We start from the raw sequence: 16753 nt of genomic DNA on the forward strand, positions 1-16753 counted from the left end.
GCTTTATTCTAAAAATAGACGGTTATGAGGAGGGATTATGACATGGCTTCTAGTCATCTAGATAAAAAGACGAATGCTGCTGGGCCGCAATGGCGTGTAAAAGTTCAGAGGTTGGGCAGCCTCCTTAGTGGGTTGATTATGCCGAATATCGGTGCTTTTATCGCATGGGGCCTGATCACTGCCCTGTTTATTCCTACAGGTTGGGTTCCCAACGAGAATTTGGCTAAGCTGGTCGACCCCATGATTAAATTTTTGCTTCCCCTGTTGATCGGGTTTACCGGCGGAAACATGATATATGGTGCCCGCGGGGGCGTTGTGGGCGCCACTGCAACCCTTGGGGTTATCGTCGGCGCAGATATTCCCATGTTTTTAGGGGCTATGATTATGGGCCCTCTAAGCGGCTGGGTCATGAAGAAAGTAGACCGTCTTTTTGAGGGTAGGGTACGATCCGGCTTTGAAATGCTGGTCAACAACTTTTCTGCCGGAATCATCGCAGCACTTTTGACGATCGCAGCCTATCTGTCCATCGGTCCGGTTGTACTTGGTCTTAACAAAACCTTGGCTCAAGGAGTGGAAGGGATTATTGGAGCCGGCTTACTCCCTTTAGCCAACATTTTCATTGAGCCGGCCAAGGTCTTGTTTTTAAACAACGCAATCAATCACGGTATTCTAAGCCCCATCGGATTATCTCAGGCAGCAGAGTCTGGGAAATCCATCCTGTTCCTTCTGGAAACCAACCCCGGTCCGGGTCTGGGTATCCTGTTGGCTTACTGGCTTTTCGGCAAAGGCACAGCGAAACAATCCGCACCAGGAGCTGCAGTAATTCATTTCCTGGGTGGAATTCATGAAATCTACTTCCCCTATATCTTGATGAAACCGGTCTTAATCCTGGCTGCTATTGCAGGGGGTGTATCGGGAGTCTTCACCTTTTCTCTTTTTGGAGCGGGGTTAGTGGCGGTTCCGTCGCCGGGCAGCATATTTGCTCTGTTAGCGATGACTCCTCGGGGAGGATACCTCGGTGTTTTAAGCGGAGTGTTGGTTGCAGGTGCGGTTTCGTTCCTGGTGGCTTCTATTTTCCTGAAACGAAGCGCAGCAAACGAAGAAGACAACTTCGAGGCAGCTGCCCGAAGCATGGAAGCCATGAAAGGAAAGAAAAGCATGGCAACAACAGCATTGACCGGTTCAGAGGAAGGTACAGATACGCCGATTTTAAATGGACCTGTAAAGAAAATCGTGTTCGCTTGTGATGCGGGTATGGGGTCCAGTGCGATGGGAGCTTCCGTACTTAAAAAGAAAGTGCAACAAGCCGAACTCGATATTGAAGTGACCAATACGTCAATCAGTAAACTTCCCAAGGATGCCGATATCGTGATAACCCACAAAAGCTTGACCGACCGTGCAAAAGAAATGGTGCCTGATGCTTATCACATTTCGGTGGATAATTTCTTGAGCAGTCCCGAGTATGACACTTTGATCAAGCGTCTGAAAAGCGGAGACTGACTCTAAAAGTAGGTGGTCCCGATGTACTTCACTTTCAGGGAACGAAATCTTCTCCAGCTCTTGACCGGTCCGGATCGGCATTGGACTGTGAAAGAATTGGCGGAAACCCTCGATGTCAGCGAACGAACCATTCATCGCGATCTGGCAGCGTTAGAACCAACGCTGGACGGGTTCGGCCTTACCTTGCGGCGAAAAGCGGGGGTGGGTGTTTTCTTGGAAGGGAATCCCGCGGGGGAAAAGGCCCTTCGGGCCTCGCTCACGGAATCACGGGCTACCGATTATTCCCAGAAAGAAAGACAAAAGATCCTATTGGCCACTTTGTTGGATAGTTCTGAGCCGATTAAATTAGCCGCTCTTTCGAAAGAGCTCGGTGTAACACCTGCAACAATTAGCCAGGATTTGGATGGGGTAGAAAAATGGTTATCCACCTTTAACCTTAGCCTCATCAAAAAACGGGGCTGGGGCGTCCAAATCATTGGTACAGAAAACAACCGTCGGTCGGCGATGCGCAATCTTCTGGCTGAACTTTTTAACGAGGCGGATCTTTTTACTCACTTCAAAGATATTCCTGAAGGTGAGCAGTCAGATCACGCAAGCCTCCTGTTAGAACGCTTGCTGGGATTGGTGGAGAAAGAAAAAATCACCCGAGTGGAAAACGTGCTTAAAAAAGAAGTGGAAAATCTACCTTACACCTTAGCCGGAAGCTCCTACTCGGGATTGGTGGTTCATTTGGCTCTCGCCCTGGAACGAATTGAAAAAGGTGAGGCGATCTCCTTTCATCCGGAGTTGGTAGAAAAATTACGTCAGACTGAAGAATACCTCGTGGCAAGTCGAATCGCGGAACAGCTAAAAAGGGAATTTGGATGGGTAGTTCCTGAATCCGAAATTGCCAACATTGCTCTCCACCTTCGGGGGGCCAAATTGGGAGATGATCGAAACTACTGGTTTGATGGATCCGGTCTAGCGTTGGAAGAAACGGCTGAACTGGTTCGTCGAATCGGTGAAAAAACCGGTGTTTCCCTTGAAGGGGATCCCTCCCTGATGCAGGGACTCTTGGCTCATCTCGAACGAGCCATTTTCCGGTTAGAAGAGGGGCTTCCCATCCACAACCCCTTGTTGCAACGAATTCAAAAAGATTATCCCGATCTGTTCAAAACAGTAGGGGAAGTGGTAAAAGAAGTCTTCCCGGAATATCAAATCCCCCGCGAAGAAATCGGTTACCTTGTCATGCATTTCGGAGCGGCAATCGAACGCAGAAAAAGAGTGCAGCCCCTCCATGCTCTGGTTGTCTGTGCAAGCGGAATCGGAACGTCCAGGCTGTTAGCAAGCCGATTGCAGCGGGAGTTTCCTGAGATAACACGGGTACAGACTGCTTCTCTGACAGAGTGGGAAAAGCCGGACACCCGAAAGTATGACTTGATTCTGTCCACGATCCCTCTCGATATGGAGGAGTCGAAATACATCCGAGTTCATCCCTACCTGACAGAGAAGGACATCAAACGTATTCGTAAGCATTTACAAGCAAGAAGGACGAGAGAAGATCGGAAGCCATGGAGGAAGGCTGGCGAATCGGATGCAGTTGAAATCATGGTTCAACTAAAGCGAATGTTGGGCACGGCCTTGGATGTAATCCACGGTTTCAGCTTGACCCGTCTTCCGCAAGGGTCCCTATTGGAGTCGTTGACAAAAGCCTGTATTCAACTAGAGTCAAAGGGTGTCCTCCGAAATCCTTCAATGGTGGCGAAAAAATTGTTAGAACGGGAGCGACGGGGTGGCCTTGGTATTCCAGGTACGGGATTGGGACTCTTTCATGCCCGGTCAGCGGATGTTCTTCAACCATCCTTTACCCAGTATGTACTGGATACCCCGCTTAAAGTGGAGGGGATGGATGGGAATAGGGTCAAAATGACAAATCTGTTGGTCTTACTTGCCCCGGAAGAAGGAGAAGAAAAGGATGCCGAACTGCTGAGCCGGATTAGTGTCCTGACAATTGAGGCACCTTCCATCTTCCAGTCCGAAGACGAAGAGAAAATCAGAGGATTTCTGGCAGATAAGCTTTACCGGACGTTATTAGAAACTTTCAAGGAGTAAGGAGTAGCGGATGATGAATGAACACATTCTCAACGAAAACACCGTCTTGCTGAATGCACACGCCAACAACAAAGAAGAGGCCATTCGTTTAGCAGGCCGCCTGCTCGTAGAAGGCGGATATGTCAAGCCGTCTTACATTGAAAAAATGCTGGAACGGGAACAAAGTCTAACCACATACATTGGAAATGCTGTAGCAATCCCCCATGGAACCGAGGAAGCCAAGCAACTGATTTTACAATCCGGAATCTCCATCGTTCAACTCCCTGAGGGTGTCGATTATGGAGATGGACAAACCGCTCACATTGTGATCGGAATTGCGGGTAAAGGTGATGAACACATGGATATTCTCTCCAAGATCGCGCTTATCGTTTCTGATGAACAAAATGTAACCCGGTTAGTGGAAGCCGCCTCCAAAAAGGAACTCCTCTCGATCTTTGAAGGAGCCGAGTAACATGCTGGCCGTTCATTTTGGTGCGGGAAACATCGGAAGAGGATTTATCGGTGCGCTTCTGAGTCAATCGGGTTACAAAGTATGTTTCGTCGATGTCCAAGCTCCATTGGTTGAAGCATTGAAGGAACGTCAACGGTATTTGGTCCATCTCTTGGGGGAAAGAAGCCAAACCTTGGAGGTAACGGGGGTCACCGCCCTCGACAGCCGAATTGAATCGGACCGGGTTGTGAAGGCCATTGCCCAAGCTGATATTGTTACTACCGCTGTCGGTCCTCATATTCTTCCCGTTATTGCTCCTATCATTTCGGAAGGATTGAGTCTCCGTTTGCAAGAAAGGGGAGCTCCTTTAAACATTATTGCCTGCGAAAATATGCTGGGCGGTTCCACCCGCTTGAAAGAAGAGGTGGTATCCTACCTCGGGAAAGAAAGATCAGGGGAGCTGGAGGGGAACGTCGGTTTTCCTGATGCAGCGGTTGATCGGATTGTCCCTCTCCAATCGGGGAATGATCTACTCGAGGTCTCTGTGGAGCCTTTCTATGAATGGGTCGTCGACCAGAGAGAGATCGTAGGTAATCTTCCTCCCATAGAGGGGATTACCTATGTAGATGATCTAACCCCTTATGTGGAGCGAAAATTATTCACCGTGAACACAGGGCATGCGGTCTGTGCTTACACCGGATATGTATTAGGACAGAAAACCATCTTCGAGGCCATGAAGGATCCGCAGGTTCGGGAAACGGTATCCGGCGCATTGGAGGAGACCGGAAGATTATTGATCGCCAAACACGGTTTTGAGGCACAGAAGCAGCAGGATTACATGGAAAAAATTTTAGCCCGCTTCCTTAATCCTAGTATTACCGATCCCGTTTCCCGGGTTGGACGTGCTCCTCTTCGTAAGCTGGGACCTTCTGACCGTCTGGTAGGACCCGCCCTGCAGATGGTTGAGCGGGGGATGGAACCGAAATGTTTGGCAGCGGGTATCGCCGCAGCCCTGCTGTTCCATGATCCCGAGGACCAGGAAGCGATTCAACTGAACAAAATGATTGAGAAGGAAGGTCCCGCTAAAACATTACAAGAAGTTGGAGAAGTCTCTTCGGATTCTATCCTCATTCCGATGGTTGAGGAGTTCTTCCTAAAATGGCGGGAAAAGAGCGTAACATGATGAAATAAAGGACACCGGTGGAGTGGGAGTCTCGCACATCGCAAGATCTTTCCTTCGGTGATGAATGAAACGCCTAAAGAAGAGTCAAAGGGTAAGACCCTGATAAAAAACTTTCATCTGGGATATTGTTTATGAATAATATCGTGGCCGCTCGTCAGCGGCGGTTACCCGGCGGTAGGGTTTCTGGCCCTGCCGCTGTTTCTATTTCTAACGATCCACAAGATAACCAGCCGCAAATCCATCTTTTCGTTTTCCACACGAAGAAAACTGCAAACGTAATTTGGGAAGCGACGAATCCCATACCGGCAACTTCGATGATGGTGTCCGTACCAACAAGATTTGTAAGTCGTGTATTGGTAGCTCCAGTATTTTAATGGTTAAAAAGTGTCCTTTTCTTCATATCAACCAGATGAGAATGGATCTCTCAGGGTAAGATAGATGAAGGTAAGACGGATTTAAAAAAATGGACAGCTGTCCCAAGAGGTTGCCGTTCCGGGGTTAAAGTATGAGAGGAGTACGTAACGATTTGAGGAATGAACTTCTGCAATAAGTTAGGAGATCGCAGATGTCCGGGATACCGATACTACCGGCTATTTGTTTGAGGTGATGACATGCTGAAAATCTACAATACGGATAGTCAAGGAAAGCTGCAGGAAATCCCTGCATTTGAAAAAGGATGCTGGGTGAATCTCATCCGACCGTCCGAACAAGAAATTCGACAAGTCGTCCAACAATTAAACATCAACACGAATTTCATTCGGGACGCACTGGACGAGGAGGAACGATCCCATATTGAAAAAGAGGAGAATCAAATACTCATCATCGTGGACATTCCCGTAGTGAATCAGGACGAGGACAGGCAAGTAGAAACCTATGATACCTTACCGCTCGGCATGATTATCACAGAAAACGCTTTTATCACGGTCTGTTTGAGGGAGAACCCCATCTTGGAGCGATTTGCTTCCCAAGAGGTAAGGCAATTTTTTACTTATAAAAAAACCCGCTTCGTATTGCAGATACTGTATGTCATCGCTACTTATTATCTCGACTACTTGAAGAGGATTAATCGAACAACGGATCAGATCGAAAAGGAGCTTCATCAGTCGTTGAAAAACCAAGAGTTGTTCTCCTTGCTCGCTTTGGAAAAAAGCCTTGTGTATTTTACGACGTCCCTTAAAGCCAACAATCTAATGACACAAAAATTGCTCAAGGGCCCATACATGAAAATGTATCCGGATGATCAGGACTTGCTGGAAGATGTCATCATCGAGAATAAGCAAGCCATTGAAATGGCCGAAATCTATAGCACGATTCTCAGCGGGATGATGGATGCTTTTGCTTCGGTAATTTCCAACAATCTCAACAATGTGATGAAGGTGTTAACCTCGATTACCATCATTTTATCCGTGCCCATTATGGTGGCGAGTTTATATGGAATGAATGTTTCGTTGCCGGGACAAGACTATCCCCATGCATTCACCATCATCATGCTGGTTTCCTTGGTTCTTTCAAGCTTGACAGCCATCATCTTTTGGAAAAAGAGGTACTTTTAATCGGATGATTCATCCGCAAAGGAATCCATAAAAAAGGAACCCGTCCTCTATGAGCAAGCACGGGTTACCTCTCGTACCACCTTTGTATTAAACGGAAAACAGTTCTCCCAGCAGAGCAGGGTCCACATTGCCGCCGCTTACGATGATCCCGATCCGGCGAACCTGTGGCGGGAGCTTTCCGTTCAGCAGGGCAGCCAGAGGGACTGCGCTGGAAGGTTCGATCACGATTTTTAACCGGGTGAAGGCAAATTGGAGCGCTTCTTTGATTTCTGCTTCCGATACCGTGACGATGTCTTCCACGGTATGTTGCATGATGGCAAAGGGGATCTCCCCGATCATAGGCACGCGCAATCCGTCGGCAATCGTATCGGGAGGTGTGATGGCGGTACGTTGCCCGCTGTGCAGGGATTGTCGGGCATCATCGGCTTGATCGGGCTCTACTCCAAAAACCCGACACGAAGGTCGCTGTCCTTTGACAGCGAGAGCGGTTCCGGAGAGGAGGCCGCCGCCGCCGATGGGAGCAATAGCTGCATCCAAATCCGAAATCTCCTCCAACAGTTCCCAGGCTGCTGTCCCTGCTCCGGCGATGATACGAGGGTCATCAAAAGGGGGAATCAACGTTTTTCCTTCCCGTGCGGCGATATTCCGGGCGATTTGTTCCCGGTCTTCGGTCAGTCGGTCATAAACAACGATTTCCGCACCATAATCCCGGGTGGCTGCGGCTTTCACTCGGGGTGCATCTTGGGGCATGCAGATGGTGGCCGGGATGTTCAGCAATGATGCGGCCAAGGCAACAGCTTGGGCGTGGTTACCGGACGAAAAAGCGACCACTCCCCGTTGTTTCGCCTCAGGTGACAGTTGAGCCAGGGTGTTGTATGCGCCACGAAATTTGAAGGCGCCCCCGCGCTGGAAGTTTTCGCATTTGAGGAAAACGTCGCGTCCGGAAAGACGGTTCAATGTCCGGGAAGTCATGACTGGTGTGGTATGGACAACCGGGCGTAAGCGTTCCATTGCATGTTGGATGTCATAAAAAGAGACCGGCAATTGGTGCATGAGATTCATCCTTTCTTTTAACCTAACTGAATTATCCCAAAAGGCAGCCATTTTTACCAACTCATTTATGAAAAGAGCGTCGATCCCATTGGATTGACTGTGTTAGAAGAGAAGCCCATTCGGCTTTCTTTTTTTGTCAAATGAATGTGCGTTTTGGAAAAGAAGAAAAAAATAGAATGGACAAATAGTTGTATTATTGCGTTATAATCAAAATAGACAAATTATTCGCGAAATAGGGGGCTATAAGGAGGAGGTTACCTTGAAGGAAAAACAGGTTGAGTTGAAAAGAGATTTAAAAATCCGACATTTGATGATGATCGCTTATGGCGGGACAATTGGTGCTGGACTTTTCGTCGGTAGTGGATCCATGATTCATGCTGTGGGTCCTGCCTCCGTTCTCTCCTATCTTATGGCGGGAATCCTTGTTGTACTGGTGATGCGTATGCTTGGTGAAATGGCCGCCGTTCATCCATCGGTGGGTTCCTTTTCGGAATACGCTCGGCTTGCGTTGGGCAATTGGGCGGGTTTTTCAGTCGGTTGGCTGTACTGGTATTTTTGGGTGATAGCCGTATCGGCTCAAACCATAGCGGCGGCGAGAATATTGAAGACTTGGTTTCCGAGCGTTCCGCTCTGGGGAATCAGTTTGGGAATTATCCTCCTTCTTATACTGACGAACGCTGCATCCGTACGATTTTTCGGGAGATTCCAGTATTGGGTTTCAATGATAAAAGTAACCGCGATTATTCTATTTATTCTAGCGGGCTTGGTATTTGTGTTTGGGTGGTGGCCCGGAACAGAGCTCAGCTTTGTTAACCTTACCGCTCACGGGGGATTTGCCCCAAATGGGCTGACGGTCATCTTTCAAGGGGCCATTATTGCGATTTTTTCCTTTGTCGGTGTAGAAATTGTCACCATCGCCTCGGCTGAATCAAAAACGATGGCACGGACCGTGGCCAAGACCACCAACACCGTGACTTGGTGGGTATTGTTCTTTTACATCGGTTCCATTTTTCTGGTGGTCACCATCCTTCCCTGGAATGACGGAGCCGTGCTAAAAAGTCCTTACGTCAGCGTACTGAAGGAGCTGGGGATTCCAGAGGGGGCCCTAATCATGAACGGGATCGTCTTAACGGCTTTGGTCAGCGGTTCCAACTCCGGATTATACGCTTCATCCCGGATGTTATACGCTCTGGCGAAATACGGGGATGCACCCGCTTGGTGTCTCTCCCTCACCCGCCGGGGTGTACCGTTCTCATCTGTCTTGGCGGGTGCATTTGCCGCTTTTCTCTCCGTTGTTTCGTCCTATGTTTCTCCGGATCAAGTGTTTTTGTTTCTCGTCCATTCCTCCGGAGCGATCGCGCTGTTTATCTATCTGTTGATCTCCATTTCACAGCTGCGTATGAGGGGGATCCTGGAGCGGGAAAACCCGAGACGGTTAAAGGTTCGCGTCTGGGGTTTTCCCTATGTTACTTATGCAATGATCGTGCTCATGATTGTCGTGATCAGTTCCATGCTCGTCATGCCTGATATGAGGATTCAGTTGATATTGGGCTTTGTCACTTGGGCGGCCGTTTTAGCTGTATACGGTATTCGATTGCTTCTGTACCGAAAGATGCAAAAGAAAAGGTCGTTGTTGCCTTCCGATATGCGATAAGTCTGTATGATCTCCATCCGAATCAAATGGACTGAAAGTCGCTTATGGGCGGCTTTTTTTATAGATGAATATATTTAATAAAATTCAGAAATATTATAAAATATTAACCAACCCTATCGGGAGGATGTGAGTCTTGTTGCAAAAGAAAAAATGGATGTTCTTGCTCATCGTTGCTGTGATGATGCTTTCCCTTGCGATTCCCTTTCCCTCGGGACGGGCGGGAGCCGCCTTGTTGCCGCAGGTGGACCCTCTTCTCAAACAACCGGAACAATTGGACCGGGTGGCCGATCTGAATCAACTTTCGGCAGTGGTAACCTATCGGGAACAGCCGGATGTATCGGATCTCGACTTATTGCATTCCCTCGGTTTAAAAACAAGAGCCTTCAAACATTTACCGATGGTTGCCGTTCAGGGTTCGCTGACCTCCCTGGAAAAACTCTTCCACCGAAGTGAAGTGCAATCCGTTTATTACGACAAATCCTTGCGGTACTTTTTAAAAGAGAGTGTCCCTTATATCGGAGCGAATCGGGTTTGGTCCGACTTGGGCTATTCTGGGAAAGGCGTGACGGTGGCGGTGGTGGATTCGGGGATCGACGGCCTTCATCCGGATCTGGCTATGGGAGATAAAACGATTCAAAATGTGAAAATGGTGTTGGGTAATTCCCTGTTCGGGGGCGACTCGATCTATCTGGAGAATGTGTCTAACACGGATACGACCAGCGGCCATGGCACCCACGTGGCAGGAATTATCGCCGGTTCGGGTAAAGCGGGCGGCGGCACCTACAAGGGAGTGGCTCCCGGTGCCAAGCTGATCGGTATCGGAACCGGAGAAGGGATCTCCATCTTGTGGGCTTTGGAAGCTTTTGATTATGTATTGGACAAGCGTAAAGAATACGATATCCGCGTGGTCAGCAACAGCTGGGGTACCACCGGTCCCTATGACCCCAACGACCCGATCAATGTCGCCAGCAAAAAGCTGCATGATGCCGGTATGGTGGTTACTTTTGCCGCCGGCAATGAAGGGCCCGACAACAACACGCTCAATCCGTATTCCGTTGCTCCCTGGGTGATTGGGGTAGCCGCGGGCACAAAAGACGGGAAATTGGCGGACTTCTCTTCCCGCGGGATTCCGGGAGATCCGCTGGTTCATCCGACGATTACGGCACCCGGTCAGGACATCGTTTCCACCAAATCCTCTACTGGTTTGGTGCTGAATACGTTGGGGACGGTGAAGGACATCCAATCGATCGAGCCGCAAAACCTACCGTATTACACGACTGCCAGCGGCACCAGTATGGCGACTCCTCATATCTCCGGGGTGGTGGCGCTCATGCTGGAAGCTAATCCGTCGCTGACACCGGATCAAGTAAAAAACATCCTGGAGAACACTGCTCGACCGATGAGCGGTTATGGAAGGCACCAGGTTGGTGCGGGCTATGTAGATGCATACCAAGCGGTGCAAGCAGCGAAGTGACTAAGGCTTAACCACATTCTAGGGATGATGACTATTCGGCAGGCAAGATCCAGATATTCCAGCAAGGCGTTTTCGTCTTGGTTTGGGGTATTTTGGGTCTTTTTTCATTAGAGTAAGGAGGGTTTCCGATAAAGAGGCTTTTTGTGTCGGATAACCATGGCCATTATAAATGCGCCTCAGGCAAGAGGCGCATCGGCATCACTGTTTGTGTGACAAAGGCTTGCTCTTTCGTTTTTTGTTGATGAAATAGAACACGGCGATTCCAACGGCCAGCAAGATGAACCCGACTGTTCCCAGTTGTTTGGCTTTTTCAAAAAAAGCTTGAACTTCGGCGAGATTTCCCGTTTTCCCCATGAACAGCAAAAATGCGTTCCATGGAAACACCCCGAGAAAGGTCAAGCCGATAAAACGCCAGGGGTGAATCCGGCTCAGCCCGGAAATATAGGAGATATAGTTGCCGATTCCGAAGGGGCGGGACAAAACAATGCTCCATTCTCCGTACTTCTGGAACAAGTGCTGTCCTTTTTCGATTTGTTGGGTTTTCAGCTTGCGTTTGGCGATATGCTCTAGCCGATAACCGATGTAGTAGGGGATTAAGGTGAAAAGGGTATAGACCAAGCTGACCGAGAGGGTGATCTTGATCCAGTCCACCGTTCCCGGTTTCAGCAGATACCCGTAGATCACGACGACCATAGCGCCGGGAAAAGGGAGGGATGAAGCTTCCACGGCGGTGGCTGCGAGAAGGCCGGGCAGTCCCCATTCTTTCAGCACTTCCAAAATGGTTTGAATCATGGCGGTGTTCACTTCTCCCATATGAAAACAAGGCAAATCCTTGTCGGATGATAGTAACTTACGAAGTCGACAGCGTATCTTCCATCTAATCGTTGCCGCAAAAATGTTTATCTCATGCTTCTGATTATATGATTGTTAGCGGGTGGAAAGCAAAGGGAAACACAAAATCGACAAAAAAAGTTAGATGAAATAATTATAAATATTTTCCTGTCGGGTCCTTGTCCTTGACCTCCCCCACCCTGCTTGGTATGATCTTGATATGATTGAGCGAGTCCAACCCAATACGTAGGATAAGATCGGTAGATCTGTCTCGTATATATTCAGGAATACGGCCTGAACGTTTCTACCCGGCCACCGTAAATGGCTGGACTACGAGTATATGGGTCACCGGTGCCTTTCTTTGTGTTCTTTTTGCGCGGAGCAGAGGAACGGCGGACCGGAGTCTTGTATCGTCGGGTAGAGACGATGCAAGGTGGCCGGTCTTTTTAATATCAATCAACTATTCCTGAATAGAAAGTAGGGGTCTTCGATGGACAAACCGATGGAACGCGTTGTCGTATTGGATTTCGGCGGACAGTATAACCAACTTATCGCCCGCCGGGTACGGGATCTGGGAGTATTCAGCGAATTGATTCCCTATTACACCAGTGCGGAGAAGCTGAAGGAAATGAACCCGAAAGGGATTATCTTTTCCGGAGGTCCCGCCAGTGTATACGGACCGGACTCCCCGAAATGCGATCCTGCGATCTTCGATTTGGGAATTCCGATTTTCGGTATTTGTTACGGCATGCAGCTGATTTCCGCTCACTTTGGTGCGGAAGTCAAACGGGCAAATAAGCGGGAGTACGGCAAGGCCGCTCTGCAGATCGTATCCGATTCCCCGCTGTTTCAAGGCTTGAGCCCTTCTCAGCTGGTATGGATGAGCCACAGCGATGTCGTCATAGCTCCGCCGGAAGGGTTCCAGGTGGACGGAAAAACCCATTCCGCGCCAGTGGCAGCGATGAGTGATCCGGTACGCAAAATATATGCAGTGCAGTTCCACCCGGAAGTACGCCACACAGAGAATGGCAATGAAATGATTCGGCGCTTCCTTTATGACGTGTGCAGCTGCAGCGGGGACTGGAGCATGGAAACCTTTATCGACGACACGGTCAACGAATTGCGGGAAAAAATCGGCGATAAAAAAGTATTGTGCGCATTGAGCGGCGGTGTGGATTCCTCTGTGGTGGCGGCGTTGATCCATCGGGCCATCGGTGACCAGTTGACCTGTGTGTTTGTGGATCACGGTTTGCTGCGAAAAGGGGAAGCGGACAGTGTGATGCGCACCTTCGCCGACCATTTCCAAATGAACGTGGTCAAAGTCGATGCCCAGGAGCGTTTTTTGAGCAAGCTGGCCGGTGTATCGGATCCGGAACAAAAACGGAAAATCATCGGCAATGAGTTTATCCGCGTGTTTGAAGAAACGATGGAGGAAATCGGTCATCACGATTTCCTCGGTCAAGGAACGTTGTACACCGATATCGTGGAATCCGGTACGGAAACCGCGCAAACGATCAAATCCCACCACAATGTAGGCGGTTTGCCCGAGGATATGAAAATGGACCTGGTAGAACCGGTCAACACCTTGTTTAAAGACGAGGTGCGCAAAGTCGGTGAAGAACTGGGGTTGCCCAAAGAGATTGTGTGGCGGCAGCCTTTCCCAGGACCGGGACTCGGTATTCGGGTGATCGGGGAAGTAACCAAGGAAAAGCTGGAGATTGTTCGGGAGTCCGACGCAATCTTGCGGGATGAAATCCAGAAAGCGGGTCTGGATCAGGAGATCTGGCAGTATTTCACGGCTTTGCCGGATTTCAAAAGCGTCGGCGTCATGGGAGATGCCCGTACCTATGCGTACACCGTGGGCATTCGTGCCGTCACATCCATCGACGGCATGACAGCGGACTGGGCACGCATTCCTTATGATGTACTCGAAAAAATCTCCAACCGGATCATCAATGAAGTGGATGGCGTCAACCGGGTTGTTTACGACATTACCTCCAAGCCGCCGGCTACGATTGAGTGGGAATAACCACCGATTGAAAGGGGCAACTGCACATGGAGCAGGCTGAAAACAAACTGACCCGTTTTTTCCGGCTGGCAGAACATCAAACGAATTGGAAAACGGAAGTGCTGGCAGGAACGACCACTTTCCTGACGATGGCCTATGTATTGCTGGTCAATCCTTATTTATTAGGGAAAGAAGCGGGGATGGATTTCGGTGCCGTCTTTGTAGCGACGGCACTCGCCTCCGCTTTGGGTACCTTGATCATGGGCTTGTTCGCCAACTATCCCATCGCTTTGGCACCGGGGATGGGATTGACTGCCTACTTTACCTATAGCGTGGTGCTGGGAATGGGCATTCCCTGGCAGACTGCCTTGGGTGCGGTGTTTATTTCGGGTGTGGTTTTCCTGATCCTGACTGCCACCCGTTTACGGGAGCAAATCATTAACGCCATTCCGATCGGTTTGAAGCATGCCGTATCGGCGGGGATCGGCCTTTTTATCTGTTTTATCGGGCTAAAAAATGCAGAGATCGTCGTTGCTAACAAAGAGACCTTTGTATCATTGAATCCCAATCTGAACAAACCGGAAGAGTTGCTGACCCTTTTCGGGCTGGTATTTACCCTGCTTCTCATGATCCGCAAGGTCAAAGGGGCTGTCTTTCTGGGTATGTTGGGGACAGCAGCATTGGGTATGGCGACAGGTGTTGTCGATATACCCAGCCGGATTTTCGCCATGCCTCCCAGCATGGCTCCCACATGGATGAAAATGGATGTTATGGCTGCGTTGGATATGGGCTTTTTCGCCATCGTGTTTGCTTTCCTGTTTGTGGATCTCTTTGATACGGCGGGGACGTTGGTGGCTGTAGCCAATCAAGCGGGCTTGATGAAAAACAACAGGCTGCCCCGAGCGGGCAAAGCGCTGGCTGCGGATTCCGTAGCCACGATTGCCGGTGCATCGATGGGAACGTCCACTGTGACCTCTTACATCGAATCTTCCGCGGGGGTGGCTTCCGGCGGGCGGACCGGGTTGACCGCCGTAACGGCTGGCGTGTTGTTCCTGTTGTCCGTCTTCTGCTTTCCGTTGATCGAAGCTTTTGCTTCGGTGGCGGCCATCACCTCTCCGGCGCTGATTATTGTGGGTGCCTTAATGGCTTCCAGCCTCAAACAAATTGACTGGCAGGATTTGTCCGAAGCAGTCCCCACCTTCTTAACTGTAGTGATGATGCCCCTTTCCTTCAGCATTGCCACCGGAATTGCCATTGGCTTCATCTTGTATCCCTTGGTAAAGGTATTTGCCGGCAAATGGCGGGCAGTTCATCCCATCCTTTATATTTTGGCCGTTATCTTTACTCTTCGCTTTGCTTTTTTGGGCGGTATCTGAGGATTATACGGACCGGGCTTCATCTTGGAGCCCGGTTTTTCTTTTTCAACACAAGAATGAACTGCCATCCCTTCATCCACACTATCGATAAGATGAAAAATCGGGGTGGTTGGTTTGGCAGTTTGGAAAAAGCAGACGGTGTGGATCATCGCCATTTTTCTGTGCAGTTTTCTCGGCATGATCCCGGAAGCGAAGACGCAGGCTGCCGCTGAGCCGGGGGCGGTGTGGCATGTCCGGCATCTGTTAAAGGAAAAAGAAGAAGCAGTCAACCACAATAAATGGGAACGTTTGTTTCGGGTATTGAACCCGGATCTTCCTGCTTATATAGAGGAACAAAAGCGATGGTTCCGGGATGCGGTCCGCTTTGTGGATCCCGGAACATTTCGGCTGGAAGCTGTTTCGGTCATGCCGGACAGTGAACACCAGCTGCGCGTATGGGTAAAGCAGCAGTATCGTCATCATCGTCAACTTCATGAATCTCAATACCCGCTTTTGTTTGAAGAAACCGCTTCAGGGTGGAAGGACTCGGATCTACCGTTTTTTCATTTGACGCGGGGCAATGTAACGGTTCATTATACGGATCAACATCTGACGGAATTGTCATCCATTGCGATGGATGCCGTCACCAAATCATTGGAGGCATTTCATAAGCGGTACGGTTGGCAGCCGCGGCGGCATGTAGAGGTAAAACTGTACCATCATCCGGAATGGTTCCGCCAATCGGTCAAGCTTTCACTCCCTCAATGGGCTACAGGTTGGCATGAAGCGAACCAATCAATCAAATTTGTAGGTGTGGACAGTTATGCCGACAAGAAGTGGTTTTCGTCAGGGATTGTGCATGAGTTGACACATCAGATGGTAAGTGAGCTGACCGGAGACAATGCAGCGTATTGGCTGCAGGAGGGAGCGGCAGAATATTATCAGTCCCACTTGCTGCCGGGGATTCGTACAGAACCGGAAGAGCCGGAACAGCCATCCTGGTCTTTAACCCGTTTGGAAAAGACGAGCTTGGAATCCTTGAAAGGAAAAGCAGTATCTCGATATTACCGGCAATGTTATTTGTGGTTTCGGTTTTTGGTGGAACGGTATGGAGAAAAGAAGATGCAACAAGTGTTTGAAGTGCTCCAACTTTCTCCTTCCATCGATGCTGATGCATCAGACAAACGGGAAGTGACCAATCAGCGAACACGGGCGGCATTGAGGAGAGGATTGGGAATGCCTGTTTTTGAATTGGAACGTGCGGCAGGGACCAAGTAGGTCGATGACACAATGTAAAAGGGATCTCGGCTGTTGGTGAATATGATATCAGCGTTTGCATGAAACATTGAATTGTAAAAACTATTTTTCTATGAAATATGGGTTGACTCTCTATTAGAAGCATGGTAAATTAGTTCTTGTCGCTGACGCAAACGGCGCTGAAAGCCCGGCGCTGAGGCCACGAAAAAAGTTAAAAAAAGGTGTTGACAAGATCTACTGAAAGTGATAGGATAGATCTTGTCGCCGCGAGAGAGCGGAAGACACTGAAAGGAAGCGAACAACGCTTCACACAAGCGTTCCTTGAAAACTGAAGAGCGGTCAGAACGTGACCCGTTAATTCATT

Annotated in this window: 13 protein-coding genes and 1 riboswitch; of the genes, 11 read left to right on the top strand and 2 right to left on the bottom strand. The window is 49.3% G+C overall.

Annotated elements, in window-relative coordinates; all coding sequences use genetic code 11:
• The first annotated feature begins 42 nt into the window (after positions 1–42).
• The 6 genes from IEW70_RS14070 (at position 43) to IEW70_RS14095 (ending at position 6757) form a co-directional block, all read left to right on the top strand.
• Positions 43–1500 carry a PTS mannitol transporter subunit IIBC gene (locus tag IEW70_RS14070; RefSeq protein ID WP_188648535.1) on the top strand — a complete coding sequence of 486 codons (1458 nt, stop codon included), beginning with the start codon at positions 43–45 and terminating at the stop codon, positions 1498–1500.
• A 21-nt stretch (positions 1501–1521) separates the two neighbouring features.
• Positions 1522–3591: a BglG family transcription antiterminator gene (locus tag IEW70_RS14075; RefSeq protein ID WP_188648536.1), complete on the top strand. Its 2070-nt coding sequence runs from the start codon at positions 1522–1524 to the stop codon at positions 3589–3591.
• A 13-nt stretch (positions 3592–3604) separates the two neighbouring features.
• Complete coding sequence (locus tag IEW70_RS14080) at positions 3605–4042, top strand: PTS mannitol transporter subunit IIA (protein WP_188648537.1); 438 nt, start codon at positions 3605–3607, stop codon at positions 4040–4042.
• Between the two features lies 1 nt (position 4043).
• Positions 4044–5204 carry a mannitol-1-phosphate 5-dehydrogenase gene (locus IEW70_RS14085; RefSeq protein ID WP_188648538.1) on the top strand — a complete coding sequence of 387 codons (1161 nt, stop codon included), beginning with the start codon at positions 4044–4046 and terminating at the stop codon, positions 5202–5204.
• A gap of 131 nt (positions 5205–5335) precedes the next feature.
• Positions 5336–5578, top strand: coding sequence for a hypothetical protein (locus IEW70_RS14090; protein ID WP_188648539.1), 243 nt, complete (start codon positions 5336–5338; stop codon positions 5576–5578).
• A 237-nt stretch (positions 5579–5815) separates the two neighbouring features.
• Positions 5816–6757, top strand: coding sequence for a magnesium transporter CorA family protein (locus IEW70_RS14095; protein WP_188648540.1), 942 nt, complete (start codon positions 5816–5818; stop codon positions 6755–6757).
• Positions 6758–6844: 87 nt separating this feature from the next.
• Here the strand turns inward: IEW70_RS14095 and IEW70_RS14100 are convergent, their stop codons facing one another.
• Positions 6845–7810 carry a pyridoxal-phosphate dependent enzyme gene (locus IEW70_RS14100; protein ID WP_188648541.1) on the bottom strand — a complete coding sequence of 322 codons (966 nt, stop codon included), beginning with the start codon at positions 7808–7810 and terminating at the stop codon, positions 6845–6847.
• Between the two features lie 259 nt (positions 7811–8069).
• On the opposite strand from IEW70_RS14100, the gene IEW70_RS14105 reads away from it, so the two are divergent.
• Both IEW70_RS14105 and IEW70_RS14110 read left to right on the top strand, forming a co-directional pair.
• Positions 8070–9464 carry an amino acid permease gene (locus IEW70_RS14105; protein WP_229752005.1) on the top strand — a complete coding sequence of 465 codons (1395 nt, stop codon included), beginning with the start codon at positions 8070–8072 and terminating at the stop codon, positions 9462–9464.
• A 133-nt stretch (positions 9465–9597) separates the two neighbouring features.
• Positions 9598–10938: a S8 family serine peptidase gene (locus IEW70_RS14110; protein WP_188648542.1), complete on the top strand. Its 1341-nt coding sequence runs from the start codon at positions 9598–9600 to the stop codon at positions 10936–10938.
• 198 nt (positions 10939–11136) lie between these two features.
• Here the strand turns inward: IEW70_RS14110 and IEW70_RS14115 are convergent, their stop codons facing one another.
• The gene (locus IEW70_RS14115) at positions 11137–11730 is read right to left on the bottom strand and encodes a DedA family protein (RefSeq protein WP_188648543.1); all 594 of its coding nucleotides are present in this window, start codon (positions 11728–11730) and stop codon (positions 11137–11139) included.
• 290 nt (positions 11731–12020) lie between these two features.
• A riboswitch (purine riboswitch) is annotated at positions 12021–12122 on the top strand.
• A 137-nt stretch (positions 12123–12259) separates the two neighbouring features.
• Between IEW70_RS14115 and guaA the strand changes: the two genes are divergently transcribed.
• From guaA to IEW70_RS14130, 3 genes are all read left to right on the top strand, one after another.
• A complete protein-coding gene (guaA, locus tag IEW70_RS14120) occupies positions 12260–13798 on the top strand; it encodes a glutamine-hydrolyzing GMP synthase (protein ID WP_188648544.1) in 1539 nt (512 codons plus the stop codon).
• A gap of 47 nt (positions 13799–13845) precedes the next feature.
• Complete coding sequence (locus IEW70_RS14125) at positions 13846–15153, top strand: NCS2 family permease (protein ID WP_188648561.1); 1308 nt, start codon at positions 13846–13848, stop codon at positions 15151–15153.
• Between the two features lie 114 nt (positions 15154–15267).
• On the top strand, positions 15268–16410 hold the full coding sequence (locus tag IEW70_RS14130) for a peptidase MA family metallohydrolase (RefSeq protein ID WP_188648545.1): 1143 nt from the start codon (positions 15268–15270) through the stop codon (positions 16408–16410).
• Positions 16411–16753: the final 343 nt, after the last annotated feature.

The sequence above is a fragment of the Marinithermofilum abyssi genome (assembly GCF_014641195.1).
Lineage (GTDB): Bacteria > Bacillota > Bacilli > Thermoactinomycetales > DSM-45169 > Marinithermofilum > Marinithermofilum abyssi.

What these genes read in the sequence shown, in the direction of transcription:
- IEW70_RS14070 (WP_188648535.1), top strand. Translation starts at nt 43, where the DNA reads ATGGCTTCTAGTCATCTAGATAAAAAGACGAATGCTGCTGGGCCGCAA.
- IEW70_RS14075 (WP_188648536.1), top strand. Translation starts at nt 1,522, where the DNA reads ATGTACTTCACTTTCAGGGAACGAAATCTTCTCCAGCTCTTGACCGGT.
- IEW70_RS14080 (WP_188648537.1), top strand. Translation starts at nt 3,605, where the DNA reads ATGAATGAACACATTCTCAACGAAAACACCGTCTTGCTGAATGCACAC.
- IEW70_RS14085 (WP_188648538.1), top strand. Translation starts at nt 4,044, where the DNA reads ATGCTGGCCGTTCATTTTGGTGCGGGAAACATCGGAAGAGGATTTATC.
- IEW70_RS14090 (WP_188648539.1), top strand. Translation starts at nt 5,336, where the DNA reads ATGAATAATATCGTGGCCGCTCGTCAGCGGCGGTTACCCGGCGGTAGG.
- IEW70_RS14095 (WP_188648540.1), top strand. Translation starts at nt 5,816, where the DNA reads ATGCTGAAAATCTACAATACGGATAGTCAAGGAAAGCTGCAGGAAATC.
- IEW70_RS14100 (WP_188648541.1), bottom strand. Translation starts at nt 7,810, where the DNA reads ATGCACCAATTGCCGGTCTCTTTTTATGACATCCAACATGCAATGGAA.
- IEW70_RS14115 (WP_188648543.1), bottom strand. Translation starts at nt 11,730, where the DNA reads ATGATTCAAACCATTTTGGAAGTGCTGAAAGAATGGGGACTGCCCGGC.
- guaA (WP_188648544.1), top strand. Translation starts at nt 12,260, where the DNA reads ATGGACAAACCGATGGAACGCGTTGTCGTATTGGATTTCGGCGGACAG.